The sequence below is a fragment of the Mesorhizobium sp. B2-1-1 genome (assembly GCF_006442975.2).
In the GTDB taxonomy this organism is placed as follows: domain Bacteria; phylum Pseudomonadota; class Alphaproteobacteria; order Rhizobiales; family Rhizobiaceae; genus Mesorhizobium.
On sequence record NZ_CP083954.1, the window covers coordinates 1,930,950 to 1,947,364 of the forward strand.

11 protein-coding genes are annotated in these 16,415 nt (G+C 64.0%); 10 read left to right on the plus strand and 1 reads right to left on the minus strand.

Features of this window, described 5'->3' with window-relative positions:
• Window positions 1-121 precede the first annotated feature (121 nt).
• The 8 genes from FJ972_RS09430 to FJ972_RS09465 all read left to right on the plus strand — a co-directional run bounded on the left by FJ972_RS09430 (window position 122) and on the right by FJ972_RS09465 (window position 10,733).
• Window positions 122-1,801: an amidohydrolase gene (locus FJ972_RS09430; protein WP_140522310.1), complete on the plus strand. Its 1,680-nt coding sequence runs from the start codon at window positions 122-124 to the stop codon at window positions 1,799-1,801.
• Window positions 1,802-1,954: 153 nt separating this feature from the next.
• Window positions 1,955-3,049 carry an ABC transporter ATP-binding protein gene (locus FJ972_RS09435; RefSeq protein WP_140522308.1) on the plus strand — a complete coding sequence of 365 codons (1,095 nt, stop codon included), beginning with the start codon at window positions 1,955-1,957 and terminating at the stop codon, window positions 3,047-3,049.
• Window positions 3,049-3,969, plus strand: a complete 921-nt coding sequence (locus tag FJ972_RS09440) for an ABC transporter permease (protein ID WP_140522306.1) — start codon at window positions 3,049-3,051, stop codon at window positions 3,967-3,969. The genes FJ972_RS09435 and FJ972_RS09440 overlap by 1 nt, the downstream gene beginning before the upstream one ends.
• Window positions 3,962-4,762 (plus strand): ABC transporter permease, encoded by an 801-nt coding sequence (locus tag FJ972_RS09445; RefSeq protein ID WP_140496194.1) that lies wholly within the window; start codon window positions 3,962-3,964, stop codon window positions 4,760-4,762. The genes FJ972_RS09440 and FJ972_RS09445 overlap by 8 nt, the downstream gene beginning before the upstream one ends.
• 23 nt (window positions 4,763-4,785) lie before the next feature.
• Window positions 4,786-5,820 (plus strand): extracellular solute-binding protein, encoded by a 1,035-nt coding sequence (locus FJ972_RS09450; RefSeq protein WP_140496193.1) that lies wholly within the window; start codon window positions 4,786-4,788, stop codon window positions 5,818-5,820.
• Between the two features lie 64 nt (window positions 5,821-5,884).
• Window positions 5,885-7,081, plus strand: coding sequence for a serine hydrolase domain-containing protein (locus FJ972_RS09455; protein ID WP_140496192.1), 1,197 nt, complete (start codon window positions 5,885-5,887; stop codon window positions 7,079-7,081).
• A 33-nt stretch (window positions 7,082-7,114) separates the two neighbouring features.
• A complete protein-coding gene (locus tag FJ972_RS09460; RefSeq protein WP_140522305.1) occupies window positions 7,115-8,293 on the plus strand; it encodes a serine hydrolase domain-containing protein in 1,179 nt (392 codons plus the stop codon).
• Between the two features lie 121 nt (window positions 8,294-8,414).
• Window positions 8,415-10,733 (plus strand): Tex family protein, encoded by a 2,319-nt coding sequence (locus FJ972_RS09465; RefSeq protein ID WP_140522706.1) that lies wholly within the window; start codon window positions 8,415-8,417, stop codon window positions 10,731-10,733.
• On the opposite strand, the gene FJ972_RS09470 is transcribed toward FJ972_RS09465, so the two are convergent.
• Window positions 10,734-11,645, minus strand: coding sequence for a LysR family transcriptional regulator (locus FJ972_RS09470; protein WP_140496190.1), 912 nt, complete (start codon window positions 11,643-11,645; stop codon window positions 10,734-10,736).
• A gap of 104 nt (window positions 11,646-11,749) precedes the next feature.
• Here FJ972_RS09470 and FJ972_RS09475 point away from each other — a divergent pair, with 104 nt between their 5' ends.
• Together FJ972_RS09475 and FJ972_RS09480 are read left to right on the plus strand one after the other, a co-directional pair.
• Window positions 11,750-12,946, plus strand: coding sequence for an acyl-CoA dehydrogenase (locus tag FJ972_RS09475; RefSeq protein WP_140496189.1), 1,197 nt, complete (start codon window positions 11,750-11,752; stop codon window positions 12,944-12,946).
• A 104-nt stretch (window positions 12,947-13,050) separates the two neighbouring features.
• A complete protein-coding gene (locus FJ972_RS09480) occupies window positions 13,051-16,410 on the plus strand; it encodes a DUF2126 domain-containing protein (protein WP_140522303.1) in 3,360 nt (1,119 codons plus the stop codon).
• Window positions 16,411-16,415 lie beyond the last annotated feature (5 nt).

Genomic DNA, 16,415 nt, shown 5'->3' on the forward strand with positions numbered 1-16,415 from the left:
GGGGATAACAAGGGGAATTTCGAAGACAGCGCGCCGGCATCATCTTTTCCCATCGCCCCTCCCGCGGAGCGGCAGCTCGTGGGCAGTGGTTGTCGGTCTCAGTCAAAAGCGCGGAGTCGCGATGTCTGTCATGGGTGCGGGTCACAAGGCGGATCTGATCGTCATCAATGGTCGTGTGTTGACCATGGACGATGACAATCCGACCGCCGAAGCCGTTGCCGTCAAGGATGGCGCCATCGTCGCTCTCGGCAGCCAAGCCTCCATCGAAGAGTTCAAGGGCCCGGCCACCAGGGTCATCGACGCCAGGGGCGGTTCGGTGATCCCGGGTTTCATCGAAGCCCACATGCATCTGTTTTCAGGCGCGGCCGAGCTTGCGCATCTGCAGCTGTCGGGCGTCCACGGTTTCGAGGCGCTGCAAAAGGCGATCCGCGACTACGCGTCGACGCACCCCGATGCCAAGATGCTGGTCGGACAGGGCGTCGACTACACCGTGCTCGATGACGAGCGAGTGACGCGCCATCATCTCGATGCGATCCTGCCGGACCGGCCCTTCGTCATGGCCGCGCCCGATCACCATACGATGTGGGCCAACAGCAGGGCGCTGGACATGGCCGGCATCCTGAATGGGCGCGCGCTTGGCCCCGGCAATGAGATCGTCATGGGCGACGACGGCCTGGCCAATGGCGAACTGCGCGAGGGCGAGGCTTTCGGCCCGGTTCTCGATCTTGCCGGTGAGAGCCGGGTGCGGCTCGGGCTGGCGACAGGCGGCGAACCGGACCCGATGCCATCGGCGGAAGAGCGCGCCGCCGACCGCGACATCATGCGGCGCGGGCTCGCCTGGTGCGCGCGCCACGGCATCACCTCGATCCAGAACATGGACGGCAATCTCTACCAGCTCGAATTGCTGGCCGAGATCGAGGCCGAGGAGGGTCTGTCCTGCCGGGTGCAGATACCCTTCCACTACAAGAATTTCATGACGCTCGACATACTCGACAAGGCCTCGGCGATGGCCGAGCGCTACAATGGCGAGTGGCTGTCGTCAGGCATGGTCAAGGTGTTCTACGACGGCGTGCTCGATTCCTGGACGGCCGTCATGATCGAGCCCTATGCCGACCGTCCCGACTGGGTGGGTGAACCACTGTTCACGCCCCAGCAATTCATCGATCTCGCCGTCGCCGTCGACAGGCGCGGCCTGCAGATCGCCGTGCATTCGATCGGCGACGGCGCGGTGCGCGCCGTGCTCGACGGCTACGAGGCGGCGCAAAAGGCCAATGGCAAGCGCGACAGCCGGCATCGTGTCGAACATATAGAGGTCATCGCTGCATCTGATGTGCCGCGTTTCGCCGAACTCGGCGTCATCGCCTCCATGCAGCCGCCGCATCCGCCCGGCGCCATGGATTTTCCGCTGGAGCCGACCGTCTCGCGCATCGGGCCGGCGCGCTGGCCGCTGAGCTATGCCTGGCGCACCCTGAAGAATGCCGGCGCGCATGTCGTGTTCGCGTCGGACTGGCCGGTGTCGCCGATCGATCCGATCCTGGGCATCCAGGCGGCAGTAATGCGCAAACCATGGGCATCAAGCGATCCGGACCAGAGCTTCTCGCTGCGTGAATCGCTCGCCGCCTACACGGTCGAGGGCGCCTATGCCGAATTCGCCGAGCACCGCAAGGGCACGCTGAAGCCAGGCTATATGGCCGATCTGGTGGTTTTGTCGGCCGACATCGAAAAAACGGCACCGGCCGACCTGCACAAGGTGCGCCCGGTAACGACGATCTGCGGCGGCAAAGTCACCTACCAGGCCTGACATGGCATGCGGCCTGCCTGCTGAAATGGCGGACTGAAATGACCGACTGAACTGTGATTCAATGCCGGACTTGCCAACCCACCGGCCGTGTGGTCACATCCAATAGGGGAAAAGCTCCGCCAGCAAGAGCGGGGTCAACAGTGAGGCGTAATCGTGCCGGACAAACCGGATCGGAATGCGATTGAAGTAGTAAACGTCAGCAAAATTTTCGGATCGGGTGAGGGGCAGGTCGCTGCCCTCGACACAGTCTCGGTATCCATCCGCGAGAACGAATTCTTCACACTGCTGGGACCATCCGGCTGCGGCAAGACCACCTTGCTGCGGCTGATCGCCGGCTTCGACTTTCCAACCGCCGGCGAAATCCTGCTTTACGGCCAGGACATCGCGCCATTGCCGCCCTTCAAGCGGCCGGTCAACACCGTCTTCCAGTCCTATGCGCTGTTCCCGCACATGACGGTGGCAGACAATATCGGCTTCGGCCTGGAGATGCTGGGCAAGCCCAAGGCGCAGATCAAGGCGCGCGTTGCCGAGATGCTGAAGCTGGTCAAGATGGAGGCGCTGGCGGGCCGGCGCACCGGCCAGATTTCCGGCGGCCAGCAGCAGCGCGTGGCGCTGGCCCGGGCGCTCGCGCCGCAACCGAAGGTGCTGCTGCTCGACGAACCGCTCTCCGCCCTCGACTACAAGCTGCGCAAGGAGATGCAAATCGAGTTGAAGCGGCTGCAGCACGAGACCGGCATAACCTTCATCTTCGTCACCCATGACCAGGAAGAAGCGCTGACGATGTCGGACCGCATCGCCGTGATGTCGTCGGGCAAGATCCTGCAGGTCGGCTCGCCCTGGGATATCTACGACAAGCCTGCCGAACGCTTCGTCGCCGACTTCATCGGCGAGACCAACTTTCTCACCGCGGCCATATCGGGCACCGGCAACGGCAAGGCGCGCGCGACGCTCAAATCCGGCACCACCATCGAGGCGACCGTCGCCGAAGGTTTCCAGCCGAAGGACAACGCCACCGTGGTGGTGAGGCCGGAGCATGCCAAGCTGACCAAGAGCAAGGGCGACCTGGCGGGCACGGTCGACAACATCGTCTATTTCGGCACCGACACGCATATCCATGTCCAGCTCGACAGCGGCGAAGCCTTCACCGTGCGCCAGCAGAACACGCGCAGCGCCGGCTGCGGTTTCGAGCGCGGCGACAAGGTCGGCATCCTGATCGGCAACGACGCCGCGCAAGTGCTGAGGGACTGATGGCCACCGCCGAAGAAGTCGCCAAGGCAGCGGAGCGGCGCGACGTCCGCGCCCGCTGGTTGCTGTCAGCGCCGGCGCTGCTGGTCATTCTGCTCGCCGCGACCGGCCCGTTGCTAATCGTGCTCGTCTATTCGTTCCTGACGCCCGGCGCCTATGGCGACGTGAAGTGGCAATTTTCGCCGGAAGCCTGGGTGTCGGTGTTCATGGAACGCGACATTTTCGACGACACGCTGTCGCTGGCGGCCGCCCACGTCACCATCTTCCTGCGCTCGATCAAGCTCGCGGTGGTGACGACGCTGGCGACTTTGGCGCTCGGCTTCCCGACCGCCTATTTCATGGCGACGCGCAGTGAAAAGACCAGGGATCTCTGGCTGTTCCTGATCACCATCCCGTTCTGGACCAACCTTCTGATCCGCACTTTCGCTGTTCTGCAGATCATCCGCAACGAAGGCATCGTCAATACCATCCTTCTGAAGCTCGGCATCGTCTCGGCGCCGGTGCAGATCCTCTACACCGACACGGCGATCCTGATCGGCATGGCCTATGTCTACCTGCCGCTGATGGTGCTGCCGATCTATGCCAGCATGGAAAAACTCGATTTCCGGCTGGTCGAGGCCGGCTACGATCTCTACGCGACACGCTTCAAGGTGCTGCGCAAGATCATTTTCCCGCTGGTCAAACCCGGCGTCATCGCCGGCTCCATCCTGGTCTTCATTCCGGCCCTCGGCGCCTATGTGACGCCGAGCGTGCTTGGCGGCGGCAAGAACATGATGCTGTCCAACCTGATCGAATTGCAGTTCGGACAGGGCCGCAACTGGCCGCTTGGCTCGGCGCTGTCGATCACGGTCATGATCATCGTCATGGTGGCGCTGCTGGCCTATGTGCGCAACGCCGGCAAGTCGGGGGTGCGTCATGGCTAGCAATTTCTCCATCAAGCACCAGCCTGGCTTCACCGCCATCGCGGCAACCTGTTTCGTCGTGCTCTATTTGCCGATCATCGTGCTGGTCATCTACGCCTTCAACGCGGCGAGCTCGACCTCGGAATGGGGCGGGTTTTCGCTCAAATGGTTCCAGTCGGCCTGGCAGAACACGCAGGTCATCGATGCGACGATGCGTTCCTTCCAGATCGGCGCCATAGCGGCGGCCCTTGCCACCATCTTCGCCACCATGGCCGCGCTCGCCACCACGCGCACACCGCCCTATCCCGGGCTGACCTTCAAATACGCGGCCATCAACCAGCCGCTGATGGTGCCCGAAATCGTCACCGGCGTGGCGCTGCTGATCTTCTTCTCGCGCATCAAGATCTTCACCGGCTATTCCGGCCTTGGCTACCTGATCGCCGCGCATACGGCGTTCTGCATCCCGTTTGCCTACCTGCCGATCCGGGCGCGGCTGGAGAATATGGACCTGACGCTGGAACGCGCCGCCGCCGACCTCTATGCGACGCCGTGGAAGACCTTCCGCCGCATCACGCTGCCGCTTTTGTGGCCCGGCATCCTCGCCGGCCTGATGCTGGCTTTCGTCATCTCGCTCGATGACGTCGTCATCACCGAATTCGTCAAGTCGGGCGGCCAGGACACGCTGCCCACCTACATGCTCGGCCAGATCCGCCGCGGCATCACACCCGAGATCAACGCGATATCGACCGCCTTCCTGCTGCTTTCGGTCGCGATCGTCACGTTGTTTTTCTTTGTCAGCAGGAAACGAGACTGAAACCGATAATGGGAGTTAATACGATGAACTGGAAGACAACGGCGTCCGCCATGGGGTTGGCGTTGCTCGCTTCGACGGGCCTTGCCCGCGCCGACGGCGTGCTCAACATCTACAATTGGGGCAATTACACCAGCCCCGACGTGATCAAGAAGTTCGAAGCCAAATACAACGTCAAGGTGACCATCACCGACTACGATTCCAACGATACCGCGCTTGCCAAGGTGCGCCAGGGCGGCACCGGTTTCGACATTGCCGTGCCTTCGCAGACCTATGTACCGATCTGGATCAAGGAAGGCCTCGTTCAGGAAACCGATCCGGGCAAGATGGAGAACTTCAAAAACGTGGCGCCGGAATGGGCCAATCCTGAGTTCGATCCGGGCCGCAAATACACGGTTCCGTGGGCCTGGGGCACGATCGGCGTCGTCGTCAACACCGACGCCTACAAGGGCCCGGCCAACACGTGGGGCATCATCTTCAACACGCCCGACGAGTTGAAGGGTAAGGTCAACGTCGTACCGGAGATGGGCGACGTGATGTTCGCCGCGATCAAATATGTCGGCGGCCAGCAATGCACCAACGACAAGACGGTGCTGAAGAAAGTACGTGACCTGCTGGTGGCGGCGAAGCCGAACTGGATCGCCATGGAATACAACACCATAGAGAAGATGGGCGCCGGCGACTTCAAGGCAACCAGCGACTGGAATGGCTCGGCTTTGCGTCAGCGCCTCGCCAACCCGGCCATCCACTTCAATTATCCGAAGGAAGGCTATGGCCTGTGGAGCGACAACGTCGTCGTCCTGAAAGAGGCCAAGAACGTCGAGAACGCCAAGCTGTTCCAGAACTTCATCATGGATCCGGAAAACGCGGCCGGCCTCTCGGCCTTCCATCGTTACGCCAATGCCATCGCCGGTTCGGACAAATACATGCCGGCCGACATGAAGGACGCGCCGGAAGTCGTCATTCCGGCCGACGCCAAGCCGCTTGGCGAACTGCAGCAGATGTGCGCGCCAGAGACGCAGGAACTTTACACCAAGATCTGGACCGAACTGCAGAAGTAATCGCCGCATGACGGACCCGGCGGCACATGCCGCCGGGTCTTTTCCGTTTCCGGGAATAGCTTTCATGGACTCCTATCGCAACAGCGATCCGCGGCCGCCGATCATGCAGGGCTCGCCGCCCGCCATGGTGCCACCAAGGCTCGACTGGGACAGGCCGCCCTGGAACCGCTGGGCTTTCCAGCACATCAGGGAAATTCTGCCGACCGTCGAAGTCTGGCGCGGCAACGGCCACCGTCACCGCCTCGAACGCGCCGAGGTCGATCTCGACGGGCTGCCGGTCGAGGACAGCACGGGACGGAAGACGACGCTCGCGGGCCTGCTGGACGAGACCTATACGGATGGCTTCCTGGTGCTCAAGGACGGCAAGATAGCCTTTGAGCGCTACTTCAACGGCATGGACGAGCGCACGCTGCATCTGTCGCAGTCGATGGCCAAGTCGGTCACCGGCTCGGTGTTCGGCATACTGGCCGGGCGCGGGCTGGTCGATCCGGCGAGGCCGGTGACGGACTACCTGCCGGAATTGAAGGCAACCGGGTGGGCCGGCGCCAGAGTCCAGCACGTGCTCGACATGACGACGGGCGTGTGTTTCTCGGAGGAATATAACGACCGTTATTCCGACATAGGCCAGGTCGATGTCGCCACCGGCTGGAAGCCGGTGCCGCCGGGCAGCGACCCGGACTTTCGCTGGCCCGCGCACATGTTCGAGCTGATCCTGGGCTTGACGGAGACGGTCCGGCCACATGGGGCGGCATTCGAGTACCGCTCGGTCGAAACCGATGTGCTCGCGTTCATCCTGGAGCGGGTGACCGGCAAGCGGCTGGCGCAACTGGTCTCGGAAGAACTCTGGCAAAAGCTCGGCGCCGATGAAAGCGCCTGCTTCACCGTCGACAGCGCCGGCTACGCGCTGGCCGATGGCGGCTTCAACGCGACGCTGCGCGATTATGCCCGCTTCGGCCAGCTGATCCTCGATAATGGCGGCGGCATCGTGCCGGCCGATTGGATCGAGGCGACGCGCAGCGGCAGCCACGGGCCGGGCTTTAGTCCGAGCCTGCCAGAGGGCAGCTATCGCAACCAGTTCTGGATCGAGAATCCACATTCGCGGGCGCTGATGTGCCGGGGCGTGTTCGGGCAGATGATCCACATCGACTGGAATACGCGGATGGTCGTGGTCAAGCTTTCGAGCTGGCCGGATTTCAGCAACGTCGCCTATTCCATGGCGACGCTGAAGGCCGTGCATGCCATCGCCGCCGCGCTGAGCTGAACCCCCACAAGACACGACCTGGAAGGAAATGCCATGACCGGCAAGACCGCGTTCGAGACCCGTTACGGCTTCCGCCGCAACCAGGTGCTGCTCGCCAACTGGCGGGAAAATCCGTTCAACCGATGGTCATTCCAGAACGTCGGCGAGCTGGTGCCGAGCGCGCGTGTCGCCGCCCTGCCGGTCAACGAGGCGCCGGCCGAGGATTTCGGCGGATTGCTCGACGAAAAGATCGCGGTGGCGAGCACGCCGGAAACCGTCGCGGCTTTTCTCAGCCGCTCGCACACGGATGCGCTGACCGTCATGAGAGGCGGCAGGATCGTCGGCGACTGGTTTGCGCCGCATATGGATTTCGACGCCCGCCACATCATCTTTTCGATCAGCAAGTCGGTGACCGCGATCATGGCCGGCATATTGGAAGGCGAGGGCGTGTTCGATCCGGAAGCCCCGGTGACGGCCTACATGCCGGAAGCCGGCGATTCGGCCTATGGCGAGGCTACCGTGCGGCATGTGCTCGATATGAGTGTCAGCCTCGATTTCGAGGAGGCCTACCTCGATCCCGAAAGCGCCTTTGCTCGTTACCGTCGCGCCACCTTGTGGAACCCGGGCGGCGGCACGGAAAGCCTGCGTGAATTCCTCCTGACGCTGCAGCGTCTCGCCGAGCCGCAGGGCCAGACCTTCCGTTACCGGTCGCCCAATTCCGACCTGCTTGGCCTGCTGCTCGAACGGGCGTCCGGCCAGCGCTTCGCCGACCTGATGTGCGAGAAACTGTGGCTGCCGCTGGGCGCCGCCAGCGAAGCTTCGGTGGCGGTCGACATGGAGGGCACGGCGCGCACTGCCGGCGGCATCTCGGTGACGCCGCGCGATCTGGCGCGCGTCGGCGAGATGATGCGGCAAGGAGGCACTGCGAATGGCCGCCGCATCGTGCCCGAGGCCTGGGTGCGCGACACCACGGTAACCGGCGGCAGTTCTGAAGCCTGGCAGCGTGGCGCCATGCTGCCGCTGTTTCCCAAGGGCCGCTACCGCAACAAATGGTACCAGACAGGACATGAGAACGGGGCCTATTGCGGCATCGGGATCCATGGCCAGTGGCTCTATGTCGAACCCCGGACGGAAGTGGTGATCGCCAAGATGTCGTCGCAGCCCGAGCCGGTCGACGATCCTCTCGATCTCGAGATCGTCGCATTCTTCGAAGCGCTGAGCCGGATGGTCTGAGCGGCCGCAACATTAGGGCGCGCTTTCCTGTGGACCTCTGTCGCCGGCGAAACCGCGAAGGTTGGCGGGCAGGATATCTGCGCCTATGGTCGCCGCTCTTTTCGAGAAGAGCAGGAACGGCATGGCATCCGACATCAAGCGCATCGCAGCCATTATCGCGACCGAGATTACAGCGCGGCCCGAACAGGCTGCCGCTGCCATCGGGCTGCTCGACGAAGGCGCGACCGTGCCGTTCGTGGCGCGCTACCGCAAAGAGGTGACGGGCGGGCTCGACGACACGCAACTGCGCCTGCTGTCGGAGCGTCTTGCCTATCTGCGCGAGCTCGACGCGCGGCGTGACACCATCCTTGGCTCGATCCGGGAGCAGGGCAAGCTGACCGACGAACTTGAAACCAAGCTCGCCGCCGCCGTCACCAAGGCCGAGCTGGAGGACATCTACCTGCCCTACAAGCCCAAGCGCCGCACCAGGGCGGAGATCGCCCGGGAGCGTGGGCTGGGACCCCTGGCGGAAGCCATCCTGGCCGACCGTTCGCTGGTGCCGGCGGAACTCGCACTGGCCTATCTGACCGAGGACGTGGCCGACGCCAAGGCGGCACTTGAGGGCGCGCGTGACATAATGTCGGAGCAGTTCGCCGAGAATGCCGACCTGGTCGGCAAGCTGCGAAGCTACATGAAGGAACGCGCCTTCATGCGCGCCAGGGTGGTCGACGGCAAGCAGCAGGCGGGTGCGAAATTCTCCGATTATTTCGACCATGTCGAGCGCTGGGCCACCGTGCCGAGTCACCGCGCGCTGGCGATGCTGCGCGGCCGCAACGAGGAGGTGCTGTCGCTCGACATCGAGGTCGATGCCGACGACTCTTCGCCGGTGAAGCCGGTAGAGCGGATGATCGCCAATGCCTACGCCATCGGCGGCAGCCTGCCGGGCGATCGCTGGCTGATGGAGGTCGCAGGCCGGACCTGGCGCATAAAACTATCCCTGCACCTGACGCTCGATCTGATGCGCGACCTGCGCGAACGGGCCGAGGAAGAGGCGATCCACGTCTTCGCCCGCAATTTGAAGGATCTGCTGCTCGCCGCCCCCGCCGGATCGCGGCCGACGATGGGGCTCGACCCTGGCATCCGCACCGGCGTCAAGGTCGCGGTGGTCGACGGCACCGGCAAGCTGGTGGCGACGACAACGGTCTATCCGTTCCCGCCCAGGAACGATGTGCGTGGCACGCAGGCGGAGCTCGCCAAGCTCGTTCGCCTGCACAAGGTCGAGCTGATCTCGATCGGCAATGGCACCGGCAGCCGCGAAACCGAGAAGCTGGTGGCCGACATGCTGTCCGACATGCCTTCCGGCGGGCCGAAGCCGCTCAAGGTGATCGTCAGCGAGGCCGGCGCTTCGGTCTATTCGGCTTCGGCGACGGCGGCTGCGGAATTCCCCGGTCTCGACGTATCATTGCGCGGTGCGGTGTCGATCGCGCGCCGCTTGCAGGATCCGCTGGCCGAACTGGTCAAGATCGAGCCGAAATCGATCGGCGTCGGCCAGTATCAGCACGATGTCGACCAGTACCGGCTTGGCCGCTCGCTGGAGGCGGTGGTCGAGGACGCCGTCAACGCGGTTGGCGTCGATCTCAACACGGCTTCGGCGCCGCTTCTGGCGCGGGTTTCAGGGCTCGGGGCGTCGCTCGCAGACGCCATCGTCGCGCATCGCGATGCCACCGGCCCGTTCGCCAGCCGCAAGGATTTGCTCAAGGTCTCCCGCCTCGGGCCGCGTGCGTTCGAGCAATGCGCCGGCTTCCTGCGCATCCCGAACGGCTCCGAGCCGCTCGACGCCTCGGCCGTGCATCCGGAAGCCTACGGCGTGGCCAAAAAGATCGTCGCCGCCTGCGGGCGCGATGTGCGTTCGCTGATGGGCGACAGTGCGGCGCTGAAGGCGCTCGATCCGCGCGTTTTCGTGGACGAGCGGTTCGGCCTGCCGACGGTGCGCGACATTTTGGCTGAGCTGGAAAAGCCCGGCCGCGATCCGCGCCCCGGCTTCAAGACGGCAACCTTCGCCGACGGCATCGACGACATCAAGGATCTGAAGCCCGGCATGCTGCTGGAAGGCACCGTCACCAATGTCGCCGCCTTCGGCGCCTTCGTCGACATCGGCGTCCACCAGGACGGGCTGGTGCACGTTTCGCAACTGGCCGACCGTTTCATCAAGGACGCGCATGAGGTGGTCAAGGCCGGCGACGTGGTCAAGGTGCGGGTCGTCGATGTCGACATCAAGCGCAAGCGGATCGCGCTTTCCATGCGCAGGGATGGTGGCGAGGGCGGCGCATCGCGCGGCCCGCGCGACAATGGCGGCGGCAGGCCGGCGCCACGCTCGCCCGCGCCGCAGCGCCAGCCGGAGCGACCGGCGCAGCAAGGTGCGTTCGGCGCGGCGTTGGCGGATGCGTTGAAGCGGAAGTAGCTACCACGCCAGAACAGCCGGGTCCTTTTCAACCTGGCTCGTCAGCCAATCTCGAAAACTCGCGACCGGCGGATGGCCGCGCTTGTCGTGCGGGACGACTAGATAATAGGCGCTGCGGCTGTGCATAGGCTGGCCGGGCGCGGGCACCAGCTGGCCGCGCTGCAACTCGCCTGAGATGAGGATTTGCGGCAGCAGAGCCACGCCCAGACCCGCCATGCAGGCCTGGGCGGCGGTGCCGAACTGTTCGAACTGCATACCCGGTCCGGTCGGCGCGCTCAGGCCCTGATGCTCAAACCATTCTGTCCAGGCGCCAGGCCGCGTCGCCATGTGCAGCAGCGGCAGACGGCCGATGTCGGCCGGCGTGGCGATGGAGCGCTCGGCGAGAAATTCGGGCGACACCACCGGGGCCACCACCTCCCGCACCAGCAGCGTCGAGTCTGCCTCGGGCCAGTCCGGCAGGCCATAATGGATGGCGGCGTCCAGCCGCTCTCTGGCGAAGTCGAAGCGGCCGACGCGGGTGACGAAGTTGATGGTGATGTCGGGATTGTTGTCGACGAAGTCTGGGATCATCGGCATCAGCCAGCGCGTGCCGAAGGTCGGCAGGATTGCGAGGTTCAGGATGCCGCTATGCCGATTACTCATCAATCCAAGCGCTGCGTCGCGCAATTGGCCAAGTGCCGAACGGACCACTTCGGCGTAGGTTTCGCCCGCCGCCGACAGCCGGACATTACGGCTGTCGCGCTCGAACAGCCGGCGGCCAAACTGGTCCTCGATCAGCCTGATCTGCCGACTGACGGCGCCCTGGGTTAAATCCAGCTCCTGGGCTGCAGCGGTGAAACTGCCAAGCCGGGCCACCGCTTCGAAGGCGGCAAGCGCGTTGATGTTAGGCAAAAGACGACGTTGGACGCTCATGATCTATTCCTAACGCTCATTGATCGGTGAAGCAATTTCGTTTGATTTTTTCAGGCCGTGGGCCGATAAGCCGGGCTTCACCCGTTTTTAAGGATCGAGACGCCATGGCTGCCGACAAGAATGCATTCGTCTGGGAAGACCCGTTCCTGATCGAGGACCAGCTTTCGGAAGACGAGCGCATGGTGCGGGACGGGGCGGCGGCCTTCGCCGCCGACAAGCTCGCGCCGCGCATCGAGGAGGCCTATCTCAACGAAACCTTCGACACGGCGATTTTTCGCGAGATGGGCGAGGCCGGCCTGCTCGGCATCAACATTCCGGAAGAATTCGGCGGCCTCGGCGCCAACTATGTCACCTACGGCCTGGTCGCCCGCGAAGTGGAGCGCGTCGATTCCGGCTATCGTTCGATGATGTCGGTGCAGTCGTCGCTGGTGATGTATCCCATTTATGCCTATGGCTCGGACGAACAGCGCAGGAAGTATCTACCCAAGCTCGCCAGCGGCGAGTGGATAGGCTGTTTCGGCCTGACCGAACCGGATGCCGGCTCCGACCCCGGCGGCATGAAGACGCGCGCCGAGAAGACCGCCAATGGTTACAAGCTTACCGGCTCCAAGATGTGGATCTCCAATGCGCCCGTCGCCGACGTGTTCGTCGTCTGGGCGAAGCTGAAGGGCGAGAACGGCAAGGATGAGATCCGTGGCTTCGTCCTGGAAAAGGGCATGAAGGGGCTTTCGGCGCCGAAGATCGGCGGCAAGCTGTCGCTGCGGGCGTCGATCACCGGCGAGGTGGTTATGGAAGGCGTCGAGGTCGGCGAGGATGCTCTGCTGCCCAACGTGTCGGGGCTGAAGGGGCCGTTCGGCTGCCTCAACCGGGCTCGCTACGGCATTTCCTGGGGCTCGATGGGCGCGGCCGAAGATTGCTGGCATCGCGCGCGCCAGTATGGCCTCGACCGCAAGCAGTTCGGCAAGCCGCTGGCCAGCACGCAGCTCTACCAGAAGAAGCTCGCCGACATGCAGACCGAGATCGCGCTCGGGCTGCAGGCCTCGTTGCGCGTCGGGCGGCTGCTCGACGAAGGCAAGATGGCGCCGGAGATGATCTCGATCGTCAAGCGCAACAATTGCGGCAAGGCGCTCGACATCGCCCGCCAGGCGCGCGACATGCATGGCGGCAACGGCATCCAGATCGGCTATCACGTGATGCGCCATGCGCAGAATCTGGAGACGGTCAACACCTATGAGGGCACGCATGACGTGCACGCGCTGATCCTGGGACGGGCGCAGACGGGGATCCAAGCGTTTTTCTGAGGTTCGGTAGCCGTTTAAGTTAGGTGCAGCGCAACATCCGCTTGGAGAATGACGGCCAGATGTGTCAGGGTTCGGCCAGCTAAACGCCGATCTTCCGGGGCTCCATGGCAATTCTGGCCGCCGTCTATCACCTGACCCATTACAAATACGACCGGCCGGTGGTTCTTGGTCCCCAGGTGATCAGGCTCCAGCCGGCGCCACATTCGCGCACCAAAGTGCTCAGCCATTCGTTGAAGGTCGAGCCGGCGAACCACTTCGTCAATCTCCAGCAGGACCCCTACGGCAATTTCCTCGCCCGTTTCGTCTTTCCCGACCCGGTGAGCGAACTCAAGATCGAGGTCGACCTCGTCGCCGACATGACGGTCTACAACCCGTTCGATTTCTTCGTCGAGGAGACGGCGGAAAATTTCCCGTTCGAGTATCCGGAAGAGACACGCAACGACCTCGCCATCTATCGCACACCGGAACCGGCAGGCCCGCTGCTGTCGGCGTTCCTGAAAACCATCGATACCAGCCCGAAAAACACGGTCAATTTTCTCGTCGACCTCAATGCCCGGCTGCAGCGCGAAATCGCCTATATCGTGCGCATGGAGACCGGCGTGTTCTCGCCGGAGGAAACGCTGGCGGCCGCCAAAGGGTCGTGCCGCGATTCGAGCTGGCTGCTGGTGCAGATCCTGCGCAATCTAGGCATCGCCGCGCGCTTTGTCTCGGGTTATCTGATCCAGCTCAAGCCCGACCTCGTCGCGCTCGATGGGCCGGCCGGTACATCCGTGGATTTCACTGACCTGCACGCCTGGTGCGAGGTCTATCTTCCCGGCGCTGGCTGGATCGGTTTCGACCCGACTTCGGGTCTGCTTACCGGCGAGAGCCATGTACCGCTTGCCGCCACCCCGCATTTTCGCAATGCAGCGCCCATTTCCGGCATGGCGAGCTTTGCCAATGTCGAGTTCGGCTTCGACATGCGGGTCGACCGCATCGCGGAGCATCCGCGCATCACCAAGCCGTTCTCGGATGAAAGCTGGCATGCGCTTGATGCGCTCGGCAACAAGGTCGATGCGGCGCTGGCGGACGGGGATGTACGGCTGACCATGGGCGGCGAGCCGACCTTCGTGTCGATCGACGATTTCGAGTCCGCCGAGTGGAACACCGCCGCCGTCGGCCCGACAAAACGCGAAAAGGCCGATGCGCTGATCCGGAGGCTGCGCGAGCGCTTCGCGCCTGGCGGCTTCCTCCATTATGGCCAAGGCAAATGGTACCCCGGCGAAAGCTTACCGCGCTGGACCTTTTCGCTCTACTGGCGCACCGACGGCCAGCCGGTGTGGAGCGACCCGTCGCTGATCGCGCGGGAGAAAAGCGAAGCCGATATCGGTCCGAAGCAGGCCGAGAGCCTGCTGACCGCGATCGCCGGCGAGCTCGGCATCGAAACGTCCATGGTCAGCGAAGCCTATGAGGATCCGGCCGAGTGGCTGCTCAAGGAAGGCAAGCTGCCGGAGAATGTCGATCCGTCCAATTCGAAGCTGGAGGATCCCGAAGAGCGCAGCCGCATGGCGACGGTGTTCGAACGCGGGCTGACCAAGCCGTCGGGCTATGTGCTGCCGGTGCAGCGCTGGAACAGCCAGGCGTCGGGCCAGCGCTGGCGCTCGGAAAAATGGACGACGCGGCGCGGGCGGCTGTTCCTGGTGCCGGGCGATTCACCGGTCGGCTACCGCCTGCCGCTCGGCACGCTGCCTCACGTGCCGCCGGAGCAGTTTCCCTATATCGTTCCGGTCGATCCTTCGCAGCCGCGCGGTGCGCTGCCCGTGCGGGAGGCGATCTTGCCCATGGCGGCTCCGGCCGAACCTCAGGGCGCCGATGAAATGGCACGCCGCCAGCAGGCGGCATCGTTCACGGCCGCGACCGCCCAGCAGGACCGGGTCGAGCAGGAGATCACCGAGATCGGCGGCGCGGTGCGTACCGCGCTTTCGGTCGAGCCGCGCGAGGGACGGCTCTGCGTGTTCATGCCGCCGGTCGAGGCGCTGGAGGATTATCTTGAGTTGGTGGCGGCAGCCGAGAACGCGGCCAAGGCGATCAGGTTGCCAGTGCATATCGAGGGCTACGGCCCGCCGCATGATCCGCGCCTCAACGTCATCCGCGTCGCGCCGGACCCTGGCGTCATCGAGGTCAACATCCACCCGGCTGCCAACTGGCAGGACTGCGTGGCGACGACCACGGCGATCTACGAGGAGGCGCGGCAAACGCGGCTTGGCGCGGATAAATTCATGATCGACGGCCGCCACACCGGCACCGGCGGCGGCAACCATGTTGTGGTCGGCGGCGCGACGCCCAATGACAGCCCGTTTCTGCGCCGCCCCGATCTTTTGAAGAGCCTGGTGCTGCAATGGCAGCGGCATCCCTCGCTGTCTTATCTCTTCTCCGGCCTGTTCATCGGCCCGACCAGCCAGGCGCCGCGCTTCGACGAGGCGCGCCACGATTCGCTCTACGAGCTTGAAATCGCCATGGCGCAGGTGCCGCGTCCGGACCAGGGCAACGTGCCTTTGCCATGGCTGGTCGACCGGCTGTTCCGCAACCTTTTGACCGACGTCACCGGGAATACGCATCGCTCGGAAATCTGCATCGACAAGCTGTTTTCGCCTGATGGACCGACCGGACGGCTGGGCCTGGTGGAATTCCGCGGCTTCGAGATGCCGCCCAATGCGCGCATGAGCCTGGCGCAGCAACTGCTGGTCAGGGCGATCATCGCTCGCGCCTGGAAGAACCCGCTCGACGGCCGTTTCGTGCGCTGGGGCACGTCGCTGCACGACCGCTTCATGCTGCCGCATCATGTCTGGGCGGATTTTCTCGACGTTCTCGACGACCTCAAGCTCAACGGTTTCACGTTCCGCCCCGAATGGTTCGACGCGCAGCTCGAGTTCCGCTTTCCCTTCTGCGGCGAGGTCCAATATGCGGGCGTCAAGCTGGAACTGCGGCAGGCCCTGGAGCCGTGGCATGTCATGGGCGAGCAGGGGGCTATCGGCGGCACCGTGCGCTTCGTCGATTCCTCGGTCGAAAGGTTGCAGGTCAAGACCGAAGGGCTCAATCCGGAGCGCCATGCCGTCGTCTGCAACGGCCGCATCGTGCCGATGAAGGTTACCGACAACAGGGAAGTCGCGGTGGCGGGCGTGCGCTTCAAGGCGTGGCAACCCGCTTCGGGCCTGCATCCGGCACTGCCGATCAATACGCCGCTGGTGTTCGATATCTACGACCGTTGGTCGGGTCGGGCGATTGGCGGCTGCGTCTATCATGTCGCGCATCCGGGCGGGCGCAGCTACGACACTTTTCCGGTCAACGGCAATGAGGCGGAAGCGCGCCGGCTCGCCCGCTTCGAGGCGCGCGGCCACACGCCGTCGACCTATGTGCTGCGCGAAGAACAACCCACGGAAGATTTCCCGGTGACGCTTGACCTTCGGCGTCCGCCAAGACTCTGATCTGA

Coding starts and splice junctions, on each gene's coding strand:
- FJ972_RS09430 (WP_140522310.1), top strand. CDS start 122: ATGTCTGTCATGGGTGCGGGTCACAAGGCGGATCTGATCGTCATCAAT.
- FJ972_RS09440 (WP_140522306.1), top strand. CDS start 3,049: ATGGCCACCGCCGAAGAAGTCGCCAAGGCAGCGGAGCGGCGCGACGTC.
- FJ972_RS09445 (WP_140496194.1), top strand. CDS start 3,962: ATGGCTAGCAATTTCTCCATCAAGCACCAGCCTGGCTTCACCGCCATC.
- FJ972_RS09450 (WP_140496193.1), top strand. CDS start 4,786: ATGAACTGGAAGACAACGGCGTCCGCCATGGGGTTGGCGTTGCTCGCT.
- FJ972_RS09455 (WP_140496192.1), top strand. CDS start 5,885: ATGGACTCCTATCGCAACAGCGATCCGCGGCCGCCGATCATGCAGGGC.
- FJ972_RS09460 (WP_140522305.1), top strand. CDS start 7,115: ATGACCGGCAAGACCGCGTTCGAGACCCGTTACGGCTTCCGCCGCAAC.
- FJ972_RS09465 (WP_140522706.1), top strand. CDS start 8,415: ATGGCATCCGACATCAAGCGCATCGCAGCCATTATCGCGACCGAGATT.
- FJ972_RS09470 (WP_140496190.1), bottom strand. CDS start 11,645: ATGAGCGTCCAACGTCGTCTTTTGCCTAACATCAACGCGCTTGCCGCC.
- FJ972_RS09475 (WP_140496189.1), top strand. CDS start 11,750: ATGGCTGCCGACAAGAATGCATTCGTCTGGGAAGACCCGTTCCTGATC.
- FJ972_RS09480 (WP_140522303.1), top strand. CDS start 13,051: ATGGCAATTCTGGCCGCCGTCTATCACCTGACCCATTACAAATACGAC.